Consider the following 17,190-nt stretch of genomic DNA (forward strand, 5'->3'; position numbering starts at 1 on the left):
ACAAGATTTATCATGAGAAGTCAGCAGAGGTCATGGTACAAAGGTAGTCATGAATGCCTTGGGAAGGACTGAACAATAGGAGGTCTTGGAAATTTGAAAAATTCGAAGGAAATGCAGAGACTGCAGAAAACTTCATAGGATAATATCCAACAGCCCAATTCTAAGTACAACTCTAACGAATTCATATCTTGAAAAGATAGGATATACAAGTATCTATAAAAGGTATATGCTAGTACAATAAATTCTATTGAACCGCCGTATACCGAACGGTACGTACGGTGGTGTGAGAGGTCGGTAGGTGAAATAATCACCTACCTCCTACTCGATAAGATTACGAAAGCTTTTCGATGACGTTTTCAATTTCCAAGCAGGCTTTTTCAATGGCCTTTTCTCTGCCTATTTCCGGCATGTCTATTCCTTCAACCAATATTTTTTCAAATCTTTTTATTCCTAAAAATTTAAATGTATCCTCGAAATAGTCTATACCATGATAGAATTTTCCCGAAAGTATTTTTGGATACTTACCCCCTGATGACTGAATATAAATCATGTTTCTTTCCTTATCATTGAGAAGACCGGTTACTTCTTCAGGCGTTGCTTTGATGACCCTGCCATTAATTATGATGCAATCTATGTATCTTTTCAATATAGAAGGAAAGCTTATATTCCACATGGGAGTAGCAATTACATAGGTATCGGCTCTTAGAAATTGGTCGCATAATGCATTTATCCTGTCCACTGCTTTTTTATCATTATCTGATAATGCTTCATAATCAGCTCCTGATACGGGTTCTGCCCTTTTTTTGAATATGACATGATTTACTTCTGGGATATACTCATTGTAAAGATCCAGCTCTTCAACCGCATAATCAGTATTTTTAGTTATGAAACGATTAACAAATTGTCTTCCAACTGTTTTGCTGATAGAAAGATTCTCAGGCTTTGAATTTACGGTAATATATAATAACGTTTTCAATATATCACCTCCCAACTGTTATTATTTGCTTGAAGCTTTTGTTTATGCAAAATAAGCTTCATTAGGTAAAAGCATATTAATTAATGACAAAAATGCCGTTAATATTACAGTTTATTTTTTAAAATCATAATCAAAATACTAAATAAGGAGGTTTTAAAATAGGGAGGGATGATAAATGGTAGATTTATTTCCTTATGGCAAAAATCATTTTTTAATGCCAAGAGATGCTTTCTCATCGTTTCCTATGTACTTTTTTGATGATGATTTTTCTTTGACAAGCCCCATGAAGGGAAATTTTAAAGTGGATTTAAAAGAAACAGAAGACAAGTATCTTGTGGAAGCAGACCTGCCTGGAGTGAAAAAAGAAAATATTGATATAGAATATGATAATGGCAATTTGACCATCAGTGCCAAGAGAGATGAGGTTTTAGAAGATAAGAAGGAAAACTATGTAAGGAGAGAAAGGCATTACGGCGAGCTTAAGAGGAGCTTATATATAAAAAATGTTGACGAAAACAATATAAGTGCTTCTTTTAATGATGGCGTATTGAAAGTTACTTTGCCAAAGTTGGAGAAAGGTGATGACAGAAGAAAAAGGATAAATATTCAGTAGCAACAATAGACAACATAAACCTCAGGAGAATTTTTTCTTGAAAATCTCCTGAGGTTTTTCATGGCTATGGTAGTGAATTTTTACATAACAGATGTTTTATATTATAATGTTTCTGCGTTATTTGCTTTTTTCATGTTATCATATCTGCCAATACCCAATATTATAGACACAAACATTACTGCCAACATTGCATATGCATATAATACATATGGCGTAACTTGAGTTGCCGTTAGAGGAATAGCGCTATCTCTTGCAAAGCTTATAGTATAGATAATGGCTGGAGTCCATGGCATTGAGTAAACAAGTGTATTTGATTGAGCATCTAATAAGTTAGCAGTTCTATAAGGGCTGATTCCATATTTTTGACTAAGAGGTTTAGCAAATGAAGCACCTACTGTTAAAATTGCTGGTGCATTTAATCCCATTAGTCCTGAAAGTATTATAATCATAACGCTGATTACAAATTCAGCTCCACGTGGAGATTTTGCAATTTTACCCAATACCTCCAATAACCTTTTATCTCCATGACCTGCTCTCATTATTTCGATGGAACCAAATAACAACAGTGCTAACATAATGACTTGTATCATCCCATTAATACCTGAATAAAGAACACCATCCACAGTTCTATCAAGGCCACTTCCATGAACTCTAATTAGAGCATTTTTTACTACATTTTGAGCGGGGTCTATTTGTGCAAAATCAATTAATCCAGTTATTACAGCAGTAGCACCTGCTAGAACTGAACCTAAAGTTGTAGCTATTATTATATCTCCTACTTTTATTGCAATCCATACAGTTATAGCAACCGGAATTAACATGACAAGAGTTAATGGATTATAATCAATAGTTACTTCAGATACTGTAGTTGTATCGTATCCAGAACCTATTATGAGAATACCTATAATAACTATTGCTCCAGCTGCAAGGGCATATTTAAGTCTTGACCTTACAACTCCGGGAACATCTACGCCTTGGCTTGTTGCAGAGCAAATAGTTGTATCGGATACTGGCGCTAAGTTATCACCAAAAGCACCTCCGGATATAATAGCACCGGCCAATAGTCCAGGATGTGCGCCTAAGGCTATGCCAGCAGGATATAGAACACCCATACCCATAGCGATGGTACCGAAGCCTGTACCGGTAGCAGTAGCAAACAAGCAGCAAGCTAAAAATGATATTATAATGAAAAACGTTCCTTTGATTCCCATTGAAGCAGCAACACCCGCAATACCATTGGCCAAACCTGAAGATTTAAGAATTGTTGCAAAAACTCCGGCAAATATCCAACAAACTATTGGGATAATAGCTTCTTCACTTGCCATACCTTTTATTATGGTATTTGCATATAATTTTTTATCTTTGGCAAAGAAAAAGGCAATTATGAGTGCACTAAAAGCTGGAACCCATAGAGCGCCATCAGAAATGGAACCCCATGCAAAAGTGGTTACGATGATTAGCGCGATAAAAATTAGGAAAGGTAAAAATGATACCCACTCACCACCGTAAAATTCTAGTTTTTTTGAGCTTTTTTCCATAAGTCTACCTCCTTATTTTTAGAGAATGATGTGCATATATTAAAACGCAAGATTCATGCCATAAAAAATTTGGATTTCAGAAGATTATTAATATAATGTGTGCAAAAATAGTGAGAAAAAAATTTCACTGTGAGAAAAAATTTTCTCAAATTTCTTATAATAATTGAAAATTTCTGTATGATTTTTTTCATAATCGCTACAGGATTTAATTATACTTATCTGCTATACTCTGGTAATTTTCACATAGAAAATATCTCCAAGTAGTAAACCAAATTCTAACTAATTTGATTCTCCACTTAAGGAATACGGTATTGCTTGTTTTAACATTGGTAGGCTATTTTAAAAATCGGAATTGTGATAAAATGAAAATATTAATGGTTTTGGAGGCGAAATATTGAAGCTTAACATTAGCAGAAATATTTTTAGAGTTTTTTTACTTTCGCTGGTTGTATTTATTTCCTTGACTTTTATAACAAAATATTTTGGGTTAAGTATAAGAAAAACCACTGACCTCACAGATGAGGAAATAGAATGGCTTAAAAATAACGGGGCTTTAATTTATGCTTCAGACAAAAATGCACCTCCTTTAAGGTATCTAGATGATAAGGATGGTCAATATAAAGGGGTTTTGATTGATTATGTACATTATTTATCAATAGAGTTAGGAACTAAAATTGAGGTCACGCCATTGCTATGGGAAGATGTTATGTTAGAATTATCCAGCGGAAATGCTGATATGTGTGATATGTTTTCCAGTGAAGAGAGGCAAAAGAAGTTTCTTTTTTCTAAGCCAATATATAATCTAAGAGGGATACTTGCCATCAATTCAAATTTGACTGATGAGATTAAAAGCTTAAAAGACTTAAAAGGGAGAACCATGGCTATACAGAAAGAAGACTATGCCAGTGAATATCTATCCAAATACTATCCGGAAATAAAGCAATATTTTGTAGCAGATCTGGAAGAAGCCCTCGTTTTGGTTGCTGAAGGAAAAGCTGATGCAACACTTGGTGATGAACCTGTGATGACTTATCAAATTGATAAGCATAATCTACATAATAAAGTAACTATAATTGAAAAAGCTATTTATGAAAATCAAGTTGTTTTTGCAATTCCAAAGTCAAAGCCAAAGCTTGTATATATTCTGAACAAAGGTATTAGTTCAATGAATGAAAAAAATGTATTGGAGAAGATACAGCAGAAATGGTTTGGCATATCCACTCCAATTGTAAAATATAGAGATTTGGATAGCATAAAAGGTTATATATTAATATTCATTATAATTGTAATTGCAATTCTAGGTCTAATGGCAATTTGGAACTACTCACTTAAAAGTCAAATTAAACTGCGTACAAAAGAATTGGAAGATAGCCGCAATGAGTTGCAAGCAGTATTTGACGGTATGACAGAATATATGTTGGTTTTAGATGAAAATAAGAACATAAAGAATATCAATAGAGGATTTTTAAAAAAGCTAGATAAGAATAAAGATCAAGTATTGGGAGCCAATTATAAAGAATCTCTTGGTGTTTTTTCTACGAAGGAATTTGAACAACTTATTGATAAGGCTATAGAAGAAGGCGTTTATATAACAGAGGAACTACAAATAAATAACTATATATATCAGGTAAGTTTGAACATATTGAACAGTTCAAATTTCGGGGAAAAATATATTTTAATTTTTTTATTTGATGTTACAAATGAAAAAATCAGCGCTAATAAGTTGCTGCAAGCTAATAAGATGTCTGCTATAGGAGAGCTGGCAGCCGGTATAGCTCATGAAATAAGAAATCCATTAGGAATAATAAGAAACCATAGTTATATTATAAGAAATTCGGCAAGTGACTGGGAACTGGTGAAAAAATCATTAGGGTTTATTGATTCTGCAGTGGCTAGGGCTAGCAAAATAATTGACAACCTATTAAACTTTTCAAGAATTTCTGGAGATAGCATGGAAAAAACCTATATGTTTAATTTTGTGAAAAATATATTTGAACTTCAAAATAAAATATTGCAAAAGAACAACATAGAATATGAATTAATCTGCGATGAAAGATTAATGGTTATAACAAATCAAGAATCACTTAAACACATTCTGATCAATCTAATAAGCAATGCAATAGATGCCATGGATAATGGCGGTAAAATAGCCTTTAAGGCATATGAAGACTCAAATAACTTAGTGTTAGAATGCATAGATACTGGAGTAGGAATAGCAAAAGAAAATTTGGAAAAGATTTTTAACCCATTTTATACTACAAAAGAACCTGGAAAGGGAACTGGACTCGGATTATATATAGTATATAATGAAGTAAAAAAATTAAATGGAGATATTACTGTAGATAGCAAACAAGGTGAGGGAACTGCATTTAAGATTCTTATTCCGTTAAGCAAAGAGGTGGCATAAGATGACTAAGCAATTTAAAATTCTAATTGTAGATGATGAAGCTGAGCAAAGAGAGGCTATAAAAATAATATTGGAAAGCAAAGGATTTATGGTAGGAGAGGCCAGTTCGGGCGGTGAAGCATTGGATTTATTGGAAGGTGAATTTTATCCTTTGGTTTTATGTGATTATATAATGCCCGGAATAAATGGACTTGAAGTATTAAAGAGGATAAAGCAATTATATGGTGAAAGTATTGAAGTGATAATATTTACAGGATACGGTGATGTAGAGTCTGCTGTAGAAGCCATGAAGCTGGGTGCATTTGGATATTTCATTAAAGGCAACAATCCGGATGAGCTGCTTCTTGAAATAGAGAAAGCTAAAAAATTATTAAGTCTTGGTAAAAAACATAGCTTGATTGCTAAGAAAAATGAGAAGAGATATCTATATCGAACCAAAAATCAAAAAATGAAGGAAATTTTATCAATATTGGAAGATGTAGCGAATACCAATGCAAATGTACTTTTATTAGGAGAATCGGGTGTAGGGAAAGAAGTAATTGCACAGAAAATACACGATATGAGCGATAGGGCCAAAATGCCTTTTGTAGCAATTAATTGTCAGTATTTTTCATCTAACTTATTAGAATCTGAGCTGTTTGGACATGAAAAGGGAGCCTTTACCGGAGCCAATGAAAAGCGCATAGGCAGATTTGAAGAAGCCAATGGAGGCACTGTTTTTCTTGATGAAATAGGAGAAATTTCTAATGAAATTCAAGTTAAATTTCTAAGAGTATTAGAAAATAGAACAATTGAAAGGTTAGGCTCTAATAAGCAAATTCCTGTAGACTTTAGATTAATTTGTGCCACTAATAGAGATTTGATAAAAGAAGTTAAGAATTATAATTTCAGAGAGGATTTATTTTATAGAATTAATACAATCACTATAGAAATACCCCCATTAAGGAAAAGAAGAGAAGACATAGAAGATATGATATATTTTTTTATGGATATGTATAAAGAGGAATTAAAAAAGGATATCAAGGAAGTTGATAATAATACATTAAAGTTTTTATTGAATTATGACTATCCTGGGAACATAAGAGAGTTAAAGAACATGATTGAAAGGCTTGTGGTATTATCTAAAAATGGCATATTAAAGATGGACAATCTTGGAGCCATAAGTTTTCCGGTAAAAGAGAGTAATAGGAGTCAAAAAGTTGCTCCCTATGAAAAAGCCAAAGAAGAATTTGAGAAGGAATATTTTTATAGTGCTTTAAAACAACATGACTTCAATGTAACTAAAACTGCTGATGCAATAGGAATCAGCAGAAGGCAGCTTATAAATAAAATAAACGAATATAATTTACGACAAGAAATGGACCATTAGGTTCATTTCTTTTTTGGCACAAAAATTGCAGTAATGTTAAAGAAAAAATACTAGGAGGGATAAATATGATTAAAGCCAAAAAGAATTATTGGGTTGAAATCGAAAACCTAGTTTTAAAACCAAATGAAAGAGCATCACACTTACCTGAAGATACAAAGGCTACGCCCCTTATGATGTGGATTAAGGGTTTCCTCATGGATGATGAAGCTGATATAGGAGATGAAGTTTCAGTTAAAACCTTAAGTGGAAGAATTGTAAAAGGAAGACTTGTAGACATTAATCCAAGGCATGTTCACGATTTCGGTAATCCCGTTCATGAATTGCTGGAAATAGGCATGGAACTTAAAGAGAATAAATAGGGGGGATATTATGAGAGATTTATCATATGATGCCGTAATGGCAAGAAAAAATGAAATTATGAAAAATGCTCTTGGAATAGACTATCAGATCTATGAATACGGTAAGATTGCATTTGATTATGAAAGAATGTTGAGAGAAAATTCCTATCCAATAGACAAAATTCAAGATATACAAAGAGAAACAAAGGTAGGAAATACTCCATTATTTGAATTGAAAAATATTACAAATTTAGTTAGAAAACATTCTCCAGCAGGAAAAGGAGCAAGAATATTTATAAAAGATGAAGCTGCAAATGCATCAGGCTCTTTCAAAGCAAGAAGAGCTGCTATTTCAGTTTATGAAGCTCAGAAAAGGGGATATAAAGGAGTAATAGCTGCAACCAGTGGTAACTATGGTGCAGCTGTAGCTAGCCAAGCTGCAATGAGAGGTCTTAGATGTATAGTAGTACAAGAAGTATATGATTCCAGAAAAGTGGGACAACCAGAGATTTTGGAGAAGGCTAGAAAATGTGAAGCCTATGGAGCAGAGGTAGTGCAATTAACTGTAGGTCCTGAACTATTCTATATGTTTTTAAGATTATTGGAGGAAACAGGATATTATAATGCGTCATTATATACTCCAACTTCTATTGCAGGAATTGAATCTTTGGGATATGAATTAGCAAATCAAGTTCTTAAAAGGGAAGGTAAATATCCGGATGCTGTAGTAGTAACGAATGCAGGAGGAGGAAATCTGACAGGAACTGCAAGGGGCTTGATAAAATCTGGAGCAAGAGATGCTAAAGTTATTGGAGCATCTGTAGACTTGACTGGTCTTCATATGGCTAGCGACAAAGACTTCAATAGAAAATCCTTTACAACAGGACATACAGGTTTTGGAGTTCCCTTTACAACCACTCCTGATAGGTCAGATGTACCGAGAAATGCTGCGAGAGTATTAAGATATATGGATAGATATGTTACAATTACGCAAGGTGATGTATTTTATGTAACAGAGTTATTAGCTCAATTGGAAGGATTGGAAAGAGGACCGGCTGGAAATACATCATTGGCGGCAGCAATAGCAATTGCTTCAGAAATGGATCAAGACCAGATAATAGTAGTACAAGAAACTGAATACACAGGAGCAGGCAAACACCCAATGCCTCAATTGACATTCGCAAAATCAAATGGAATAGAAGTAAGAAGAGGAGATTCAAAGGAAAATATACCTGGCAAGAATATTGTAATTCCACATGGCATAGACCAGATTTACTTAAAAGACTTTGATATGATGAAATTAAGAAGAGATTATATTAGAAATATAACAGTTCAAAAAGATATCTATGAAATAACTGAAGAGGATTTGCTATTTTTATGTGATGAAGTAAAATTAGGAAAAGAAGATGTATTAGGAATATTGGAATCCTTAAATGTGAAAGTGCAACAGTAAGTTTAGATAAAAAACGCAAAATAAAAAGCAGAAAATCTTAAAATTAGAAGATTTTCTGCTTTTTATTTTATCAATAATTTTTTGATATGAAATCTATTAATTTTTCAATTTTGCATTCAACTGAATAAAGCTTTTGCATATCAAGAGCAGCAGTATATTTCAGACCACTTCCAGTCGCTATGCATACTATATTTTCATTTCCTTTTAAGAATCCTTCAGCTTTTAGCTTGATTACAGCAGCTAATGGCACCGCTGAAGCAGGCTGACCAAATATGCCTTGTTCTGCCATCAATGCTTGTGCTTTTAATATCTCATAATCGGATACCGCTGTGGCTATGCCACCATTGTTTCGCAACATTCTTAATACTTGATTACCGCTTGGAGGGTAGGGGTTTTCTATGGCATGGGCTATGGTATGAGGATTATCAACTCTGGTTATGGCATTGCTGCCATCCATGAATGCATTGTATATTGGAGAGCAGCCTGAAGCCTGAGCGCATATGAATTTTGGAACATAATCTATCAAACCACAGACCTTAAACTCTCTGAAGCCTTTCTCAATACCTCTTATATTACCTCCTGCACTGGTGGGGACAATTACATAGTCAGGCATTTTGAAATTAAGTTGCTCGCATATCTCAAAGGCAATGGTTTTGGAACCTTCTACTCTCATGGGTACATCTGAATTGATGAAATATATGTCCTTATCCTTCCCTATCTCAAGGCTTTCAAAATAAAGATCCCCGTAGTTACCTTCAACTTTTATGAGATGAGGATTGTATATGGCAATGGGATTGATTTTCTCCGGTGATATATTCTTGCTTACTAGCACAAAGGTTTCCATTTTTGCGGCGGCACCATAGGCAGCAACAGATGTGGCCATATTTCCTGTGGATACGGTTCCTATCTTTTTATATCCTAGTTTTCTGGCGTGCATTATACCATATGCTGTGCCTCTGTCTTTAAAGGACCAGGTAGGATTCTGACTTTCATTTTTTATGTACAAATCCCCAATTCCTATGCTTTCTGATAGTTTCTTTAAATTTGTCAGCGGTGTAAATCCTTCTCCCAGTGATAACTCAGATTCCTTATCAAAGAAAGGCAAAAAGTCTGCATATCGTTCCCATATGGTCTGTGTCAAGAGATTTCCATCATTTATTTTAGCTTCTTTCAGTCCTTCTATTTCAAATTCAACGGGTTCGTTGCAGATATTGCAGCGAAAAACAGCCTCCTTTGATTCAATTTTTTGTCCGCAACTTGTACAATGTATCGATACACTTCTCAATAAATTTCCTCTCCTTTTGTTATATGCCTGTTTCATTATTTTCATGCATCAAAAGATTATTATATAATCCATTTATGTAAGAAAGTTATGTTAAAACCTATTACATGTCATTATGGTATATCAAATTTATATTGTCAATGAAGCTTCCATTGATAACCATAAAAGTAAATGGGGGGTCTTTATGGATGCAAAGATAAAGAAAGTAGCTTTTTTGGGACTTTTTATGGCTCTGCTTATCGTGGCTACCACAGTATTCCGTTTTCCCGTGCCAAACTTTAATCTCTATTTTAACTTGGGAGAAGGAATAATATACTTGGTAGCACTTATGTTTGGTGGACCTGCCGGTGCTGTAGTAGGTGGAGTAGGCTCTGGTTTAGCGGATGTCTTAGGCGGATATCCTGTATGGGCTCCTATAACGTTATTGATAAAAGGTACTGAAGGATTTATAGTTGGTATTTTGTCAAAGAAAGTAAAACCTTATCTTGCTGTAATGTCTGGCGCAACATTTATGATTTTGGGATATGCAACAGCAGCAGGATTATTATATGGTACCGGTGCTGTGCCTGTAGAACTGGCAGGTGATTTTGTGCAGGTATCAGTAGGTGGAATAATTGCATTATTGCTCCACAATAGACTAGAAAAACACATCATAGGGCGGTGATAAAATGTTGAAACACAATATTTTTAAAATAGGGAAAGTGCCACCCGAGGTGCTTAAGAGTTCCGTATATCCCTTTCTTGGAAAGAGAAGACAAGAGGTCTTAGTTCATTCAACTTTAGGTGAGGATTGCAGCATAATAGATTATGGAGAAAATGTAGCTGTTGTATCCACAGATCCGATTACAGGCGCAGATAAAAACAGCGGATATATTGGGGTTCATATATCCACCAATGACATTGCAGCTTGCGGTGCAAAGCCCATAGGTATAATGGTAACACTTCTCTTGCCTGTAGGTGCTGATGAAACCATGCTGAAGGATATAATGGAAGGAATCCATAAAGGTGCCAATGCTCTCGGAATAGAAGTTCTGGGTGGACACAGTGAAATCACTGATGGGGTTGTGAAGCCCATAATATCTGTAACAGCATTGGGAGTTGCTGCGAAGGATGAGTATGTTACTTCTTCCGGAGCCAAAGTAGGGGATGATGTTATAGTGACCAAAGCTCTCGGACTTGAAGGAACAGCCATCCTGGCAGCAGATTATGAGGATATATTGAAAGAAAAATTGGGAAATGAAGCAGTATCAAAAGCAAAGGCTTTTATAGAAAACATAGGAGTGGTGGAAGAAGGAATTACTGCTGCCAAAGTAGGAGTTTCTGCCATGCATGATATAACTGAGGGAGGACTATTGGGAGCGGCATATGAAGTTGCAGAAGCTTCGGGAGTAGGAATGGAAATATATGAAGAAAAGCTCCCAATTTATGATGAAACAAAAGCCATGTGCCAGTACTTTCAAATCAACCCTCTTGGACTTATTTCAAGCGGTTCCATGCTGATTTGTACTCCAAAGGGCAAGGAAGTGGTAGAAGCTCTAGAATCCAAAGGTATAAGAGCAACAATAGTTGGGAAGGTTACAAAGAAAGATAAAATATTGATATCAAAGTATGGTTCTAGTTCCATCATACCTCCTGAGAGAGATGAGCTTTATGTTGCAATAGAAAAGGCAACTAAATTATTGACAAAATAAAAAAGCAAGCATATAATAATAACATACTAAACATATAGGATATATAGTATACGTACATTATAAATGTCTCCCTGACAGCAGAGAGGTGTTATTTATGAAGATTTCTACCAAGGGAAGATATGGGCTTAGGGCTATGGTTGATTTAGCCCATAAATCTGTTTCCGATCATGTGCCATTGAAGAGCATAGCAGAAAGTCAGAATATTTCTGAGGGTTATTTGGAGCATGTTTTTTCAACCTTAAAAAAAGCAGGGCTGGTAAAAAGCATAAAGGGACCTCAAGGCGGATATATCTTAGCTGATGATCCATCAAACATTACTGTTGGGGCAGTGTTAAGAGTCCTAGAGGGAGACTTATCCATAGTAGACGATAATACAAACACTGATGGTGATAATCCTATAGAAAGGTGCATAAAGTTTTATGTTTGGAAAAAAATAGATCAGTGCATTAATTCTATAGTGGATGATATTACATTGGAAGATCTGGTTTTTGAATATAAGAAAATGGTGAATGAAGAAACAGATATGTATTATATATAGAATTAAAGTAATTTTTTTAGATAAAAACCTATTAAACATATAGGATATATATAAATTAATATTAATATGGAGGTTGTAATATGTCAAAAATTGCAAAGAGTCTTACGGATTTAATTGGAAATACTCCACTTCTAGAACTTTCCAACTATAACAAAGCAAATGAAGTAGAGGCAACTATCATTTCCAAGCTTGAGTATTTTAATCCAGGAGGCAGTGTAAAAGACAGGATAGCATATGCCATGATAAAGGATGCTGAAGAAAAAGGTTTGATTAACTCAAATACCACTATAATCGAGCCGACTAGTGGAAATACCGGTATAGGCTTGGCCTTGGTAGCTGCTTCAAGGGGTTACAAGCTTATAATCACCATGCCTGAGACCTTCAGCGTAGAGAGAAGGAAGCTCATGGCAGCACTTGGAGCTGAAATTGTGCTTACTCCAGGAACAGAAGGAATGCCTGGAGCCATAAAGAAAGCACAGGAACTGGCCTCAGAAATTGAGAATTCGTTTATCCCGCAGCAGTTTGAAAACCCTGCCAACCCAGAGTTTCACAAGAAGACAACAGCAGAAGAAATATGGAGAGATACAGACGGGAAAGTTGATATTGTTGTAGCAGGAGTAGGAACCGGAGGCACAATAACAGGAATTGGGGAAGTATTAAAGAAAAAAAATCCTGGTATAAAGGTAGTTGCTGTAGAACCTGCAGATTCTCCTGTATTATCCGAAGGACAGAAGGGATCTCACAAAATACAGGGAATAGGTGCTGGTTTCGTGCCAAAGATATTGAACAGGGAAATAATAGACGAAATTTTCAAGGTGGAGAATGAAAGCGCATTTGAAACATCAAGAAAGCTTGCTAAGAGTGAAGGACTGCTTGTGGGTATATCAGCAGGTGCTGCACTTTATGCAGCTACTGAAATAGCAAAGAGACGGGAAAACAAAGGGAAAACTATTGTTGTTATTTTGCCTGACACTGGCGAAAGATATTTGTCCACTGAATTATTTGTATAAAATGTAGAAGCAAAAGAGGCTGTTAACAGCCTCTTTTGCTTCTTGATAATTAATATACTAACAGCGTTACATAATATATAAAAGGCTTATAGTGAAGGGTTTCATATATCATAGTTGGGGTGAGATTATGTTTAAGAAAATAAAAGTAGCTATAGCAAGGTTTTTAAGGAAATTGGCCAAGTCGAGCCAAGAGGAATTTGGCAACAATAGATTGAACTGCTGCAAGCTTGACAAACCCAACAAGGACAAATAAGGGTGATGAAGATGAAATCAAAGGATATGAATATATTTTTCACTTATATTGACACTAAAAAGGAAATAATGTACTATGTAAGTATAGGGTAGGGGAGTATCCTATGTAAAGTGTGATGAGAAGGGATGAAAGGTATGAAGACCCAATCTTTGAATATAAAAGGCATGACCTGTGCAGCTTGTGCAAAGGCATCTGAAAGGGCTGTTAAAAAGCTTGATGGTGTAATTGAAGCAAATGTGAATTTTGCTACGGAGAAGATGCATATTGAATATGATGAAAGCAAAGTGGATCTGGACAAGATTAAAGAAGCAATTAAAAAGGCTGGGTATGAAGCTGTTGAAGATGTTAAAGCAAAGGAAATATCCATACCTATTGAAGGCATGACCTGCGCAGCTTGTGCAAAAGCCGTTGAAAGAGCAGTGGGAAAGCTTCAAGGTGTTGAAAGCGTATCAGTAAATTTTGCAACGGAAAAGGCAAATGTAAAATATGATCCCAAGCAACTAAGGCTTTCGCAGATAAAACAGGCTATTGACAAAGCAGGATATAAGGCCTTGGAAATTGAAAGCAAAAACAGAGTCGATGAGGATAAGGCAAGGAAAGAAAAGGAGATAAAGACATTATGGACTAAATTCGTCCTGTCAGCCATATTTGCTACACCTTTGCTCATATTTGCAATGGCACATATGATACCTGGTTTGAATAAATCGTTGCCTGCTTTTTTAGACCCAATGGCAAATCCTTTAAGATTCGCTTTGATTCAGATAGCGCTGGTTACTCCTGTGGTCACTGCAGGAAACAGATTTTATACAGTAGGCTTTAAAGCCATCATGAGAAGAAGCCCCAATATGGATTCCTTAATTGCCATGGGTACTTCTGCGGCTATTATATACAGCTTGTATTCAACATACAGAATATACATGGGAGACCATCACAGTGTTATGAACTTGTATTTTGAATCTGCAGGAGTGATTATAACGCTTATATTGCTTGGGAAATCCCTTGAAGCCGTATCAAAGGGAAAGACCTCTGAAGCAATAAAAAAGCTCATGGGCTTGGCACCTAAAACTGCAACGGTTATTCAGGACGGCAAGGAGATCCAGTTGCCCATAGAAGAGGTAGAAGTGGGAGATATAATATTAGTTAAGCCTGGTGAGAAAATACCTGTAGACGGTGAAGTCATAGAAGGATATACCTCCGTTGATGAATCCATGTTGACAGGGGAAAGTATTCCTGTGGAAAAGCATATTGGAGACAAGGTTATAGGAGCCAGCATAAACAAGAATGGTTCTATCAAATTCAAAGCCACAAAAGTAGGTAGCGATACTGCTCTTGCCCAGATAATAAAGCTTGTCGAAGATGCTCAGGGTTCCAAGGCTCCCATAGCCCAATTGGCTGATATAGTCTCAGGTTACTTCGTTCCCATAGTCTTTGCCATAGCTATAGCGGCATCAATTGCCTGGTATCTCAGCGGAGAGTCAGCAGTATTTTCATTGACCATATTTATATCTGTTTTAGTTATAGCTTGCCCTTGTGCATTAGGCCTTGCAACACCTACAGCCATAATGGTGGGTACGGGAAAGGGTGCTGAATACGGTATATTGATTAGGAGTGGAGAAGCATTAGAAACTACTCATAAAATTGACACAATAGTATTTGATAAGACAGGCACAATAACTGAAGGTAAACCAGAAGTGACGGATATTATAACAACTGATGGAAATCAAGGAAACAAGCTTCTTCAGATTGCCGCATCGGCAGAGAAAGGCTCTGAGCATCCTCTTGGAGAAGCCATAGTGAGAAAAGCAGAAAGTGAAAATGTTGATTTTCTAAAGGTTGATAAGTTTTCTGCAATACCAGGTCATGGAATAGAGGTTAATATTGAAGGGGCAAATGTGCTTCTGGGAAACAAAAAGCTTATGATAGACAGAAATATAGAGCTTAAGGAGTTGGAGGCAGAATCTGACAGGCTTGCTTCTGAGGGTAAGACTCCTATGTATGTGGCAGTGGACAATAAGCTGGCAGGTATAATAGCCGTGGCTGATGTGGTGAAGCAAAGCAGCGCCAAGGCCATTGAAAGGCTTCATCATATGGGTATCCAGGTTGTCATGATAACAGGAGACAATAAGAGGACCGCTGAGGCTATAGCAAGACAGGTTGGTATTGATAGAGTTCTTGCAGAGGTATTGCCTCAGGACAAGGCTGATGAAGTTAAGAAACTCCAGGATGAGGGGAAAAAGGTTGCCATGGTGGGAGATGGTATAAATGATGCACCGGCTCTGGCCCAGGCGGACATAGGAATAGCCATAGGTTCCGGTACGGATGTGGCTATGGAATCAGCAGATATAGTGCTCATGAGGAGCGATCTTATGGATGTGCCTGCTGCAATAGAGTTGAGCAAGAGCACCATAAGAAACATCAAGCAAAATCTGTTTTGGGCCTTTGGATATAATACTGCTGGAATACCATTGGCAGCCGGTGTGCTTCACTTATTCGGTGGACCTTTGCTAAACCCGGTGTTTGCGGCGGCAGCCATGTCGCTAAGCTCCGTATCTGTTCTTACCAACGCTCTCAGATTGAGAAATTTCAAACCAACAAGAGGATAAAACGAAAGATGATATCCTTAAGGCGTAGCCTGAAGGTGATTAAGATAGAATATGATATGAATGGAGGAAATGAAATGAAAAAGAAAATGAATATCGAGGGAATGAGCTGCGGACATTGTGTAAAACATGTCGAGGAAGCTCTGAAGGAAATCAGTGGAGTTGCAAAAGTGGAAGTTAGTTTGGAAGGGAAATATGCAATTGTGGAACTAAATGGTGATATTGAGGATTTTAAGCTGAAAGAAGCGGTAGAAGATGCAGGTTACGATGTAACAGGTATAAGTGACTTATAAAATATATAAACCTGGGGGTTATGGAATGAATGATGACTGCAAAATAGCTGATTGCGGGAGCTGCTGTGATGACAGTTGCAATCAAAGGAAGACAATAAGGCCAGATAAGATGAAGTCATCACTTATATCAAGGCTTAACAGGATCGAAGGCCAGATAAGGGGCATTAAGGGGATGATAGAGAAGGATGCCTACTGTGATGATATTTTCAATCAGATTGCTTCGGCTCAAGCCGCAATGAATTCTGTAAGCAAGTTGTTGCTGGAAAGCCATATGAAAAGTTGTCTTATAAGCAGGATACAGGCAGGAGAAATGGAAGTGGTGGATGAGCTTCTCAAAACCATAGAAAAGATGATGAAATAAAGAAAGGCTTATTGATTAAGCCTTTCTTTATTTACATGCAGCGGCTTGGAACCGTGGTTGGTGGTAGAAACAAAGGATTAGATTCTGATGTATCAACTGTATCATTTGTCCGCAACCTTTATGATTCTTCTTATCATGCCTATCAAGCAGCTGGAGTTTATATCTTTATCTTCTGGAGTAAATTCAACAATATTTTTTCCTTTGGTCAGCTTCCATTCAAGGTTCAATTCTCGTGCTACGATGGCATTATTGCATGAATTAATTTGTTGTTCATCCATTATCCATCTGACAAATATATCTTTTTGGAAATGATAAACATGATGTGCAAGTCATATAATAAACTTTGATTTTTCCTTTTATAATGCTTGTAGCCCACACCCCCTGTTATAAATGTTTACATAGGAAGGCATTATTTTTAAAAGTATATTATATTTATTGTAAGTATATAAAAAAATGTGTTGATATTAT

17 protein-coding genes are annotated in these 17,190 nt (G+C 36.1%); 13 read left to right on the forward strand and 4 right to left on the reverse strand.

Translation table 11 applies throughout. From position 1 onward, the window contains the following. Positions 1-331: 331 nt before the first annotated feature. Positions 332-976 carry an FMN-dependent NADH-azoreductase gene (locus tag BUB48_RS09330; RefSeq protein WP_073025974.1) on the reverse strand — a complete coding sequence of 215 codons (645 nt, stop codon included), beginning with the start codon at positions 974-976 and terminating at the stop codon, positions 332-334. 175 nt (positions 977-1,151) lie between these two features. Here BUB48_RS09330 and hsp18 point away from each other — a divergent pair, with 175 nt between their 5' ends. Next, positions 1,152-1,589, forward strand: coding sequence for a heat shock protein Hsp18 (gene hsp18 / locus BUB48_RS09335; protein ID WP_073025975.1), 438 nt, complete (start codon positions 1,152-1,154; stop codon positions 1,587-1,589). Between the two features lie 101 nt (positions 1,590-1,690). Here hsp18 and BUB48_RS09340 read toward each other — a convergent pair whose 3' ends face one another. After that, complete coding sequence (locus BUB48_RS09340) at positions 1,691-3,127, reverse strand: Na+/H+ antiporter NhaC family protein (protein WP_073025976.1); 1,437 nt, start codon at positions 3,125-3,127, stop codon at positions 1,691-1,693. Positions 3,128-3,521: 394 nt separating this feature from the next. Between BUB48_RS09340 and BUB48_RS09345 the strand changes: the two genes are divergently transcribed. From BUB48_RS09345 to ortB, 4 genes are all read left to right on the forward strand, one after another. After that, positions 3,522-5,534, forward strand: coding sequence for an ATP-binding protein (locus tag BUB48_RS09345; protein WP_073025977.1), 2,013 nt, complete (start codon positions 3,522-3,524; stop codon positions 5,532-5,534). A 1-nt stretch (position 5,535) separates the two neighbouring features. Then, entirely contained in the window at positions 5,536-6,903 is a 1,368-nt protein-coding gene (locus BUB48_RS09350; RefSeq protein WP_073025978.1) for a sigma-54-dependent transcriptional regulator, read from the forward strand. Between the two features lie 65 nt (positions 6,904-6,968). Then, a complete protein-coding gene (gene ortA / locus BUB48_RS09355; RefSeq protein WP_139249956.1) occupies positions 6,969-7,262 on the forward strand; it encodes a 2-amino-4-oxopentanoate thiolase subunit OrtA in 294 nt (97 codons plus the stop codon). A 10-nt stretch (positions 7,263-7,272) separates the two neighbouring features. After that, positions 7,273-8,694, forward strand: a complete 1,422-nt coding sequence (ortB, locus tag BUB48_RS09360) for a 2-amino-4-oxopentanoate thiolase subunit OrtB (protein ID WP_207648332.1) — start codon at positions 7,273-7,275, stop codon at positions 8,692-8,694. 70 nt (positions 8,695-8,764) lie between these two features. Here ortB and thrC read toward each other — a convergent pair whose 3' ends face one another. Beyond that, positions 8,765-9,979 carry a threonine synthase gene (gene thrC, locus BUB48_RS09365; RefSeq protein ID WP_242944192.1) on the reverse strand — a complete coding sequence of 405 codons (1,215 nt, stop codon included), beginning with the start codon at positions 9,977-9,979 and terminating at the stop codon, positions 8,765-8,767. 181 nt (positions 9,980-10,160) lie between these two features. Here thrC and BUB48_RS09370 point away from each other — a divergent pair, with 181 nt between their 5' ends. The 8 genes from BUB48_RS09370 to BUB48_RS09400 all read left to right on the forward strand — a co-directional run bounded on the left by BUB48_RS09370 (position 10,161) and on the right by BUB48_RS09400 (position 16,722). Next, on the forward strand, positions 10,161-10,640 hold the full coding sequence (locus BUB48_RS09370; RefSeq protein ID WP_073025981.1) for an ECF transporter S component: 480 nt from the start codon (positions 10,161-10,163) through the stop codon (positions 10,638-10,640). A 4-nt stretch (positions 10,641-10,644) separates the two neighbouring features. Beyond that, complete coding sequence (locus tag BUB48_RS09375; protein WP_073025982.1) at positions 10,645-11,667, forward strand: AIR synthase family protein; 1,023 nt, start codon at positions 10,645-10,647, stop codon at positions 11,665-11,667. 94 nt (positions 11,668-11,761) lie between these two features. Next, entirely contained in the window at positions 11,762-12,205 is a 444-nt protein-coding gene (locus BUB48_RS09380; RefSeq protein WP_073025983.1) for an RrF2 family transcriptional regulator, read from the forward strand. Between the two features lie 80 nt (positions 12,206-12,285). Then, the gene (cysK, locus tag BUB48_RS09385) at positions 12,286-13,215 is read left to right on the forward strand and encodes a cysteine synthase A (protein ID WP_073025984.1); all 930 of its coding nucleotides are present in this window, start codon (positions 12,286-12,288) and stop codon (positions 13,213-13,215) included. Between the two features lie 127 nt (positions 13,216-13,342). Further along, positions 13,343-13,468: an LDCC motif putative metal-binding protein gene (locus BUB48_RS18845; RefSeq protein WP_278308952.1), complete on the forward strand. Its 126-nt coding sequence runs from the start codon at positions 13,343-13,345 to the stop codon at positions 13,466-13,468. A 134-nt stretch (positions 13,469-13,602) separates the two neighbouring features. Then, on the forward strand, positions 13,603-16,071 hold the full coding sequence (locus BUB48_RS09390) for a heavy metal translocating P-type ATPase (protein ID WP_073025985.1): 2,469 nt from the start codon (positions 13,603-13,605) through the stop codon (positions 16,069-16,071). A 74-nt stretch (positions 16,072-16,145) separates the two neighbouring features. After that, on the forward strand, positions 16,146-16,361 hold the full coding sequence (locus BUB48_RS09395) for a heavy-metal-associated domain-containing protein (protein ID WP_073026092.1): 216 nt from the start codon (positions 16,146-16,148) through the stop codon (positions 16,359-16,361). 109 nt (positions 16,362-16,470) lie between these two features. Beyond that, positions 16,471-16,722 carry a metal-sensitive transcriptional regulator gene (locus tag BUB48_RS09400; RefSeq protein ID WP_242944197.1) on the forward strand — a complete coding sequence of 84 codons (252 nt, stop codon included), beginning with the start codon at positions 16,471-16,473 and terminating at the stop codon, positions 16,720-16,722. A gap of 101 nt (positions 16,723-16,823) precedes the next feature. Here the strand turns inward: BUB48_RS09400 and BUB48_RS18110 are convergent, their stop codons facing one another. Next, a complete protein-coding gene (locus BUB48_RS18110; RefSeq protein ID WP_175548402.1) occupies positions 16,824-17,000 on the reverse strand; it encodes a hypothetical protein in 177 nt (58 codons plus the stop codon). Positions 17,001-17,190: the final 190 nt, after the last annotated feature.

Source organism: Lutispora thermophila DSM 19022 (assembly GCF_900142105.1).
Lineage (GTDB): Bacteria > Bacillota > Clostridia > Lutisporales > Lutisporaceae > Lutispora > Lutispora thermophila.

Coding starts and splice junctions, on each gene's coding strand:
- ortB (WP_207648332.1), top strand. CDS start 7,273: ATGAGAGATTTATCATATGATGCCGTAATGGCAAGAAAAAATGAAATT.
- ortA (WP_139249956.1), top strand. CDS start 6,969: ATGATTAAAGCCAAAAAGAATTATTGGGTTGAAATCGAAAACCTAGTT.
- BUB48_RS18110 (WP_175548402.1), bottom strand. CDS start 17,000: ATGGATGAACAACAAATTAATTCATGCAATAATGCCATCGTAGCACGA.
- BUB48_RS09375 (WP_073025982.1), top strand. CDS start 10,645: ATGTTGAAACACAATATTTTTAAAATAGGGAAAGTGCCACCCGAGGTG.
- BUB48_RS09380 (WP_073025983.1), top strand. CDS start 11,762: ATGAAGATTTCTACCAAGGGAAGATATGGGCTTAGGGCTATGGTTGAT.
- BUB48_RS09350 (WP_073025978.1), top strand. CDS start 5,536: ATGACTAAGCAATTTAAAATTCTAATTGTAGATGATGAAGCTGAGCAA.
- BUB48_RS09370 (WP_073025981.1), top strand. CDS start 10,161: ATGGATGCAAAGATAAAGAAAGTAGCTTTTTTGGGACTTTTTATGGCT.
- BUB48_RS09395 (WP_073026092.1), top strand. CDS start 16,146: ATGAAAAAGAAAATGAATATCGAGGGAATGAGCTGCGGACATTGTGTA.
- BUB48_RS09390 (WP_073025985.1), top strand. CDS start 13,603: ATGAAGACCCAATCTTTGAATATAAAAGGCATGACCTGTGCAGCTTGT.
- cysK (WP_073025984.1), top strand. CDS start 12,286: ATGTCAAAAATTGCAAAGAGTCTTACGGATTTAATTGGAAATACTCCA.
- BUB48_RS18845 (WP_278308952.1), top strand. CDS start 13,343: ATGTTTAAGAAAATAAAAGTAGCTATAGCAAGGTTTTTAAGGAAATTG.
- BUB48_RS09340 (WP_073025976.1), bottom strand. CDS start 3,127: ATGGAAAAAAGCTCAAAAAAACTAGAATTTTACGGTGGTGAGTGGGTA.
- hsp18 (WP_073025975.1), top strand. CDS start 1,152: ATGGTAGATTTATTTCCTTATGGCAAAAATCATTTTTTAATGCCAAGA.
- BUB48_RS09400 (WP_242944197.1), top strand. CDS start 16,471: ATGAAGTCATCACTTATATCAAGGCTTAACAGGATCGAAGGCCAGATA.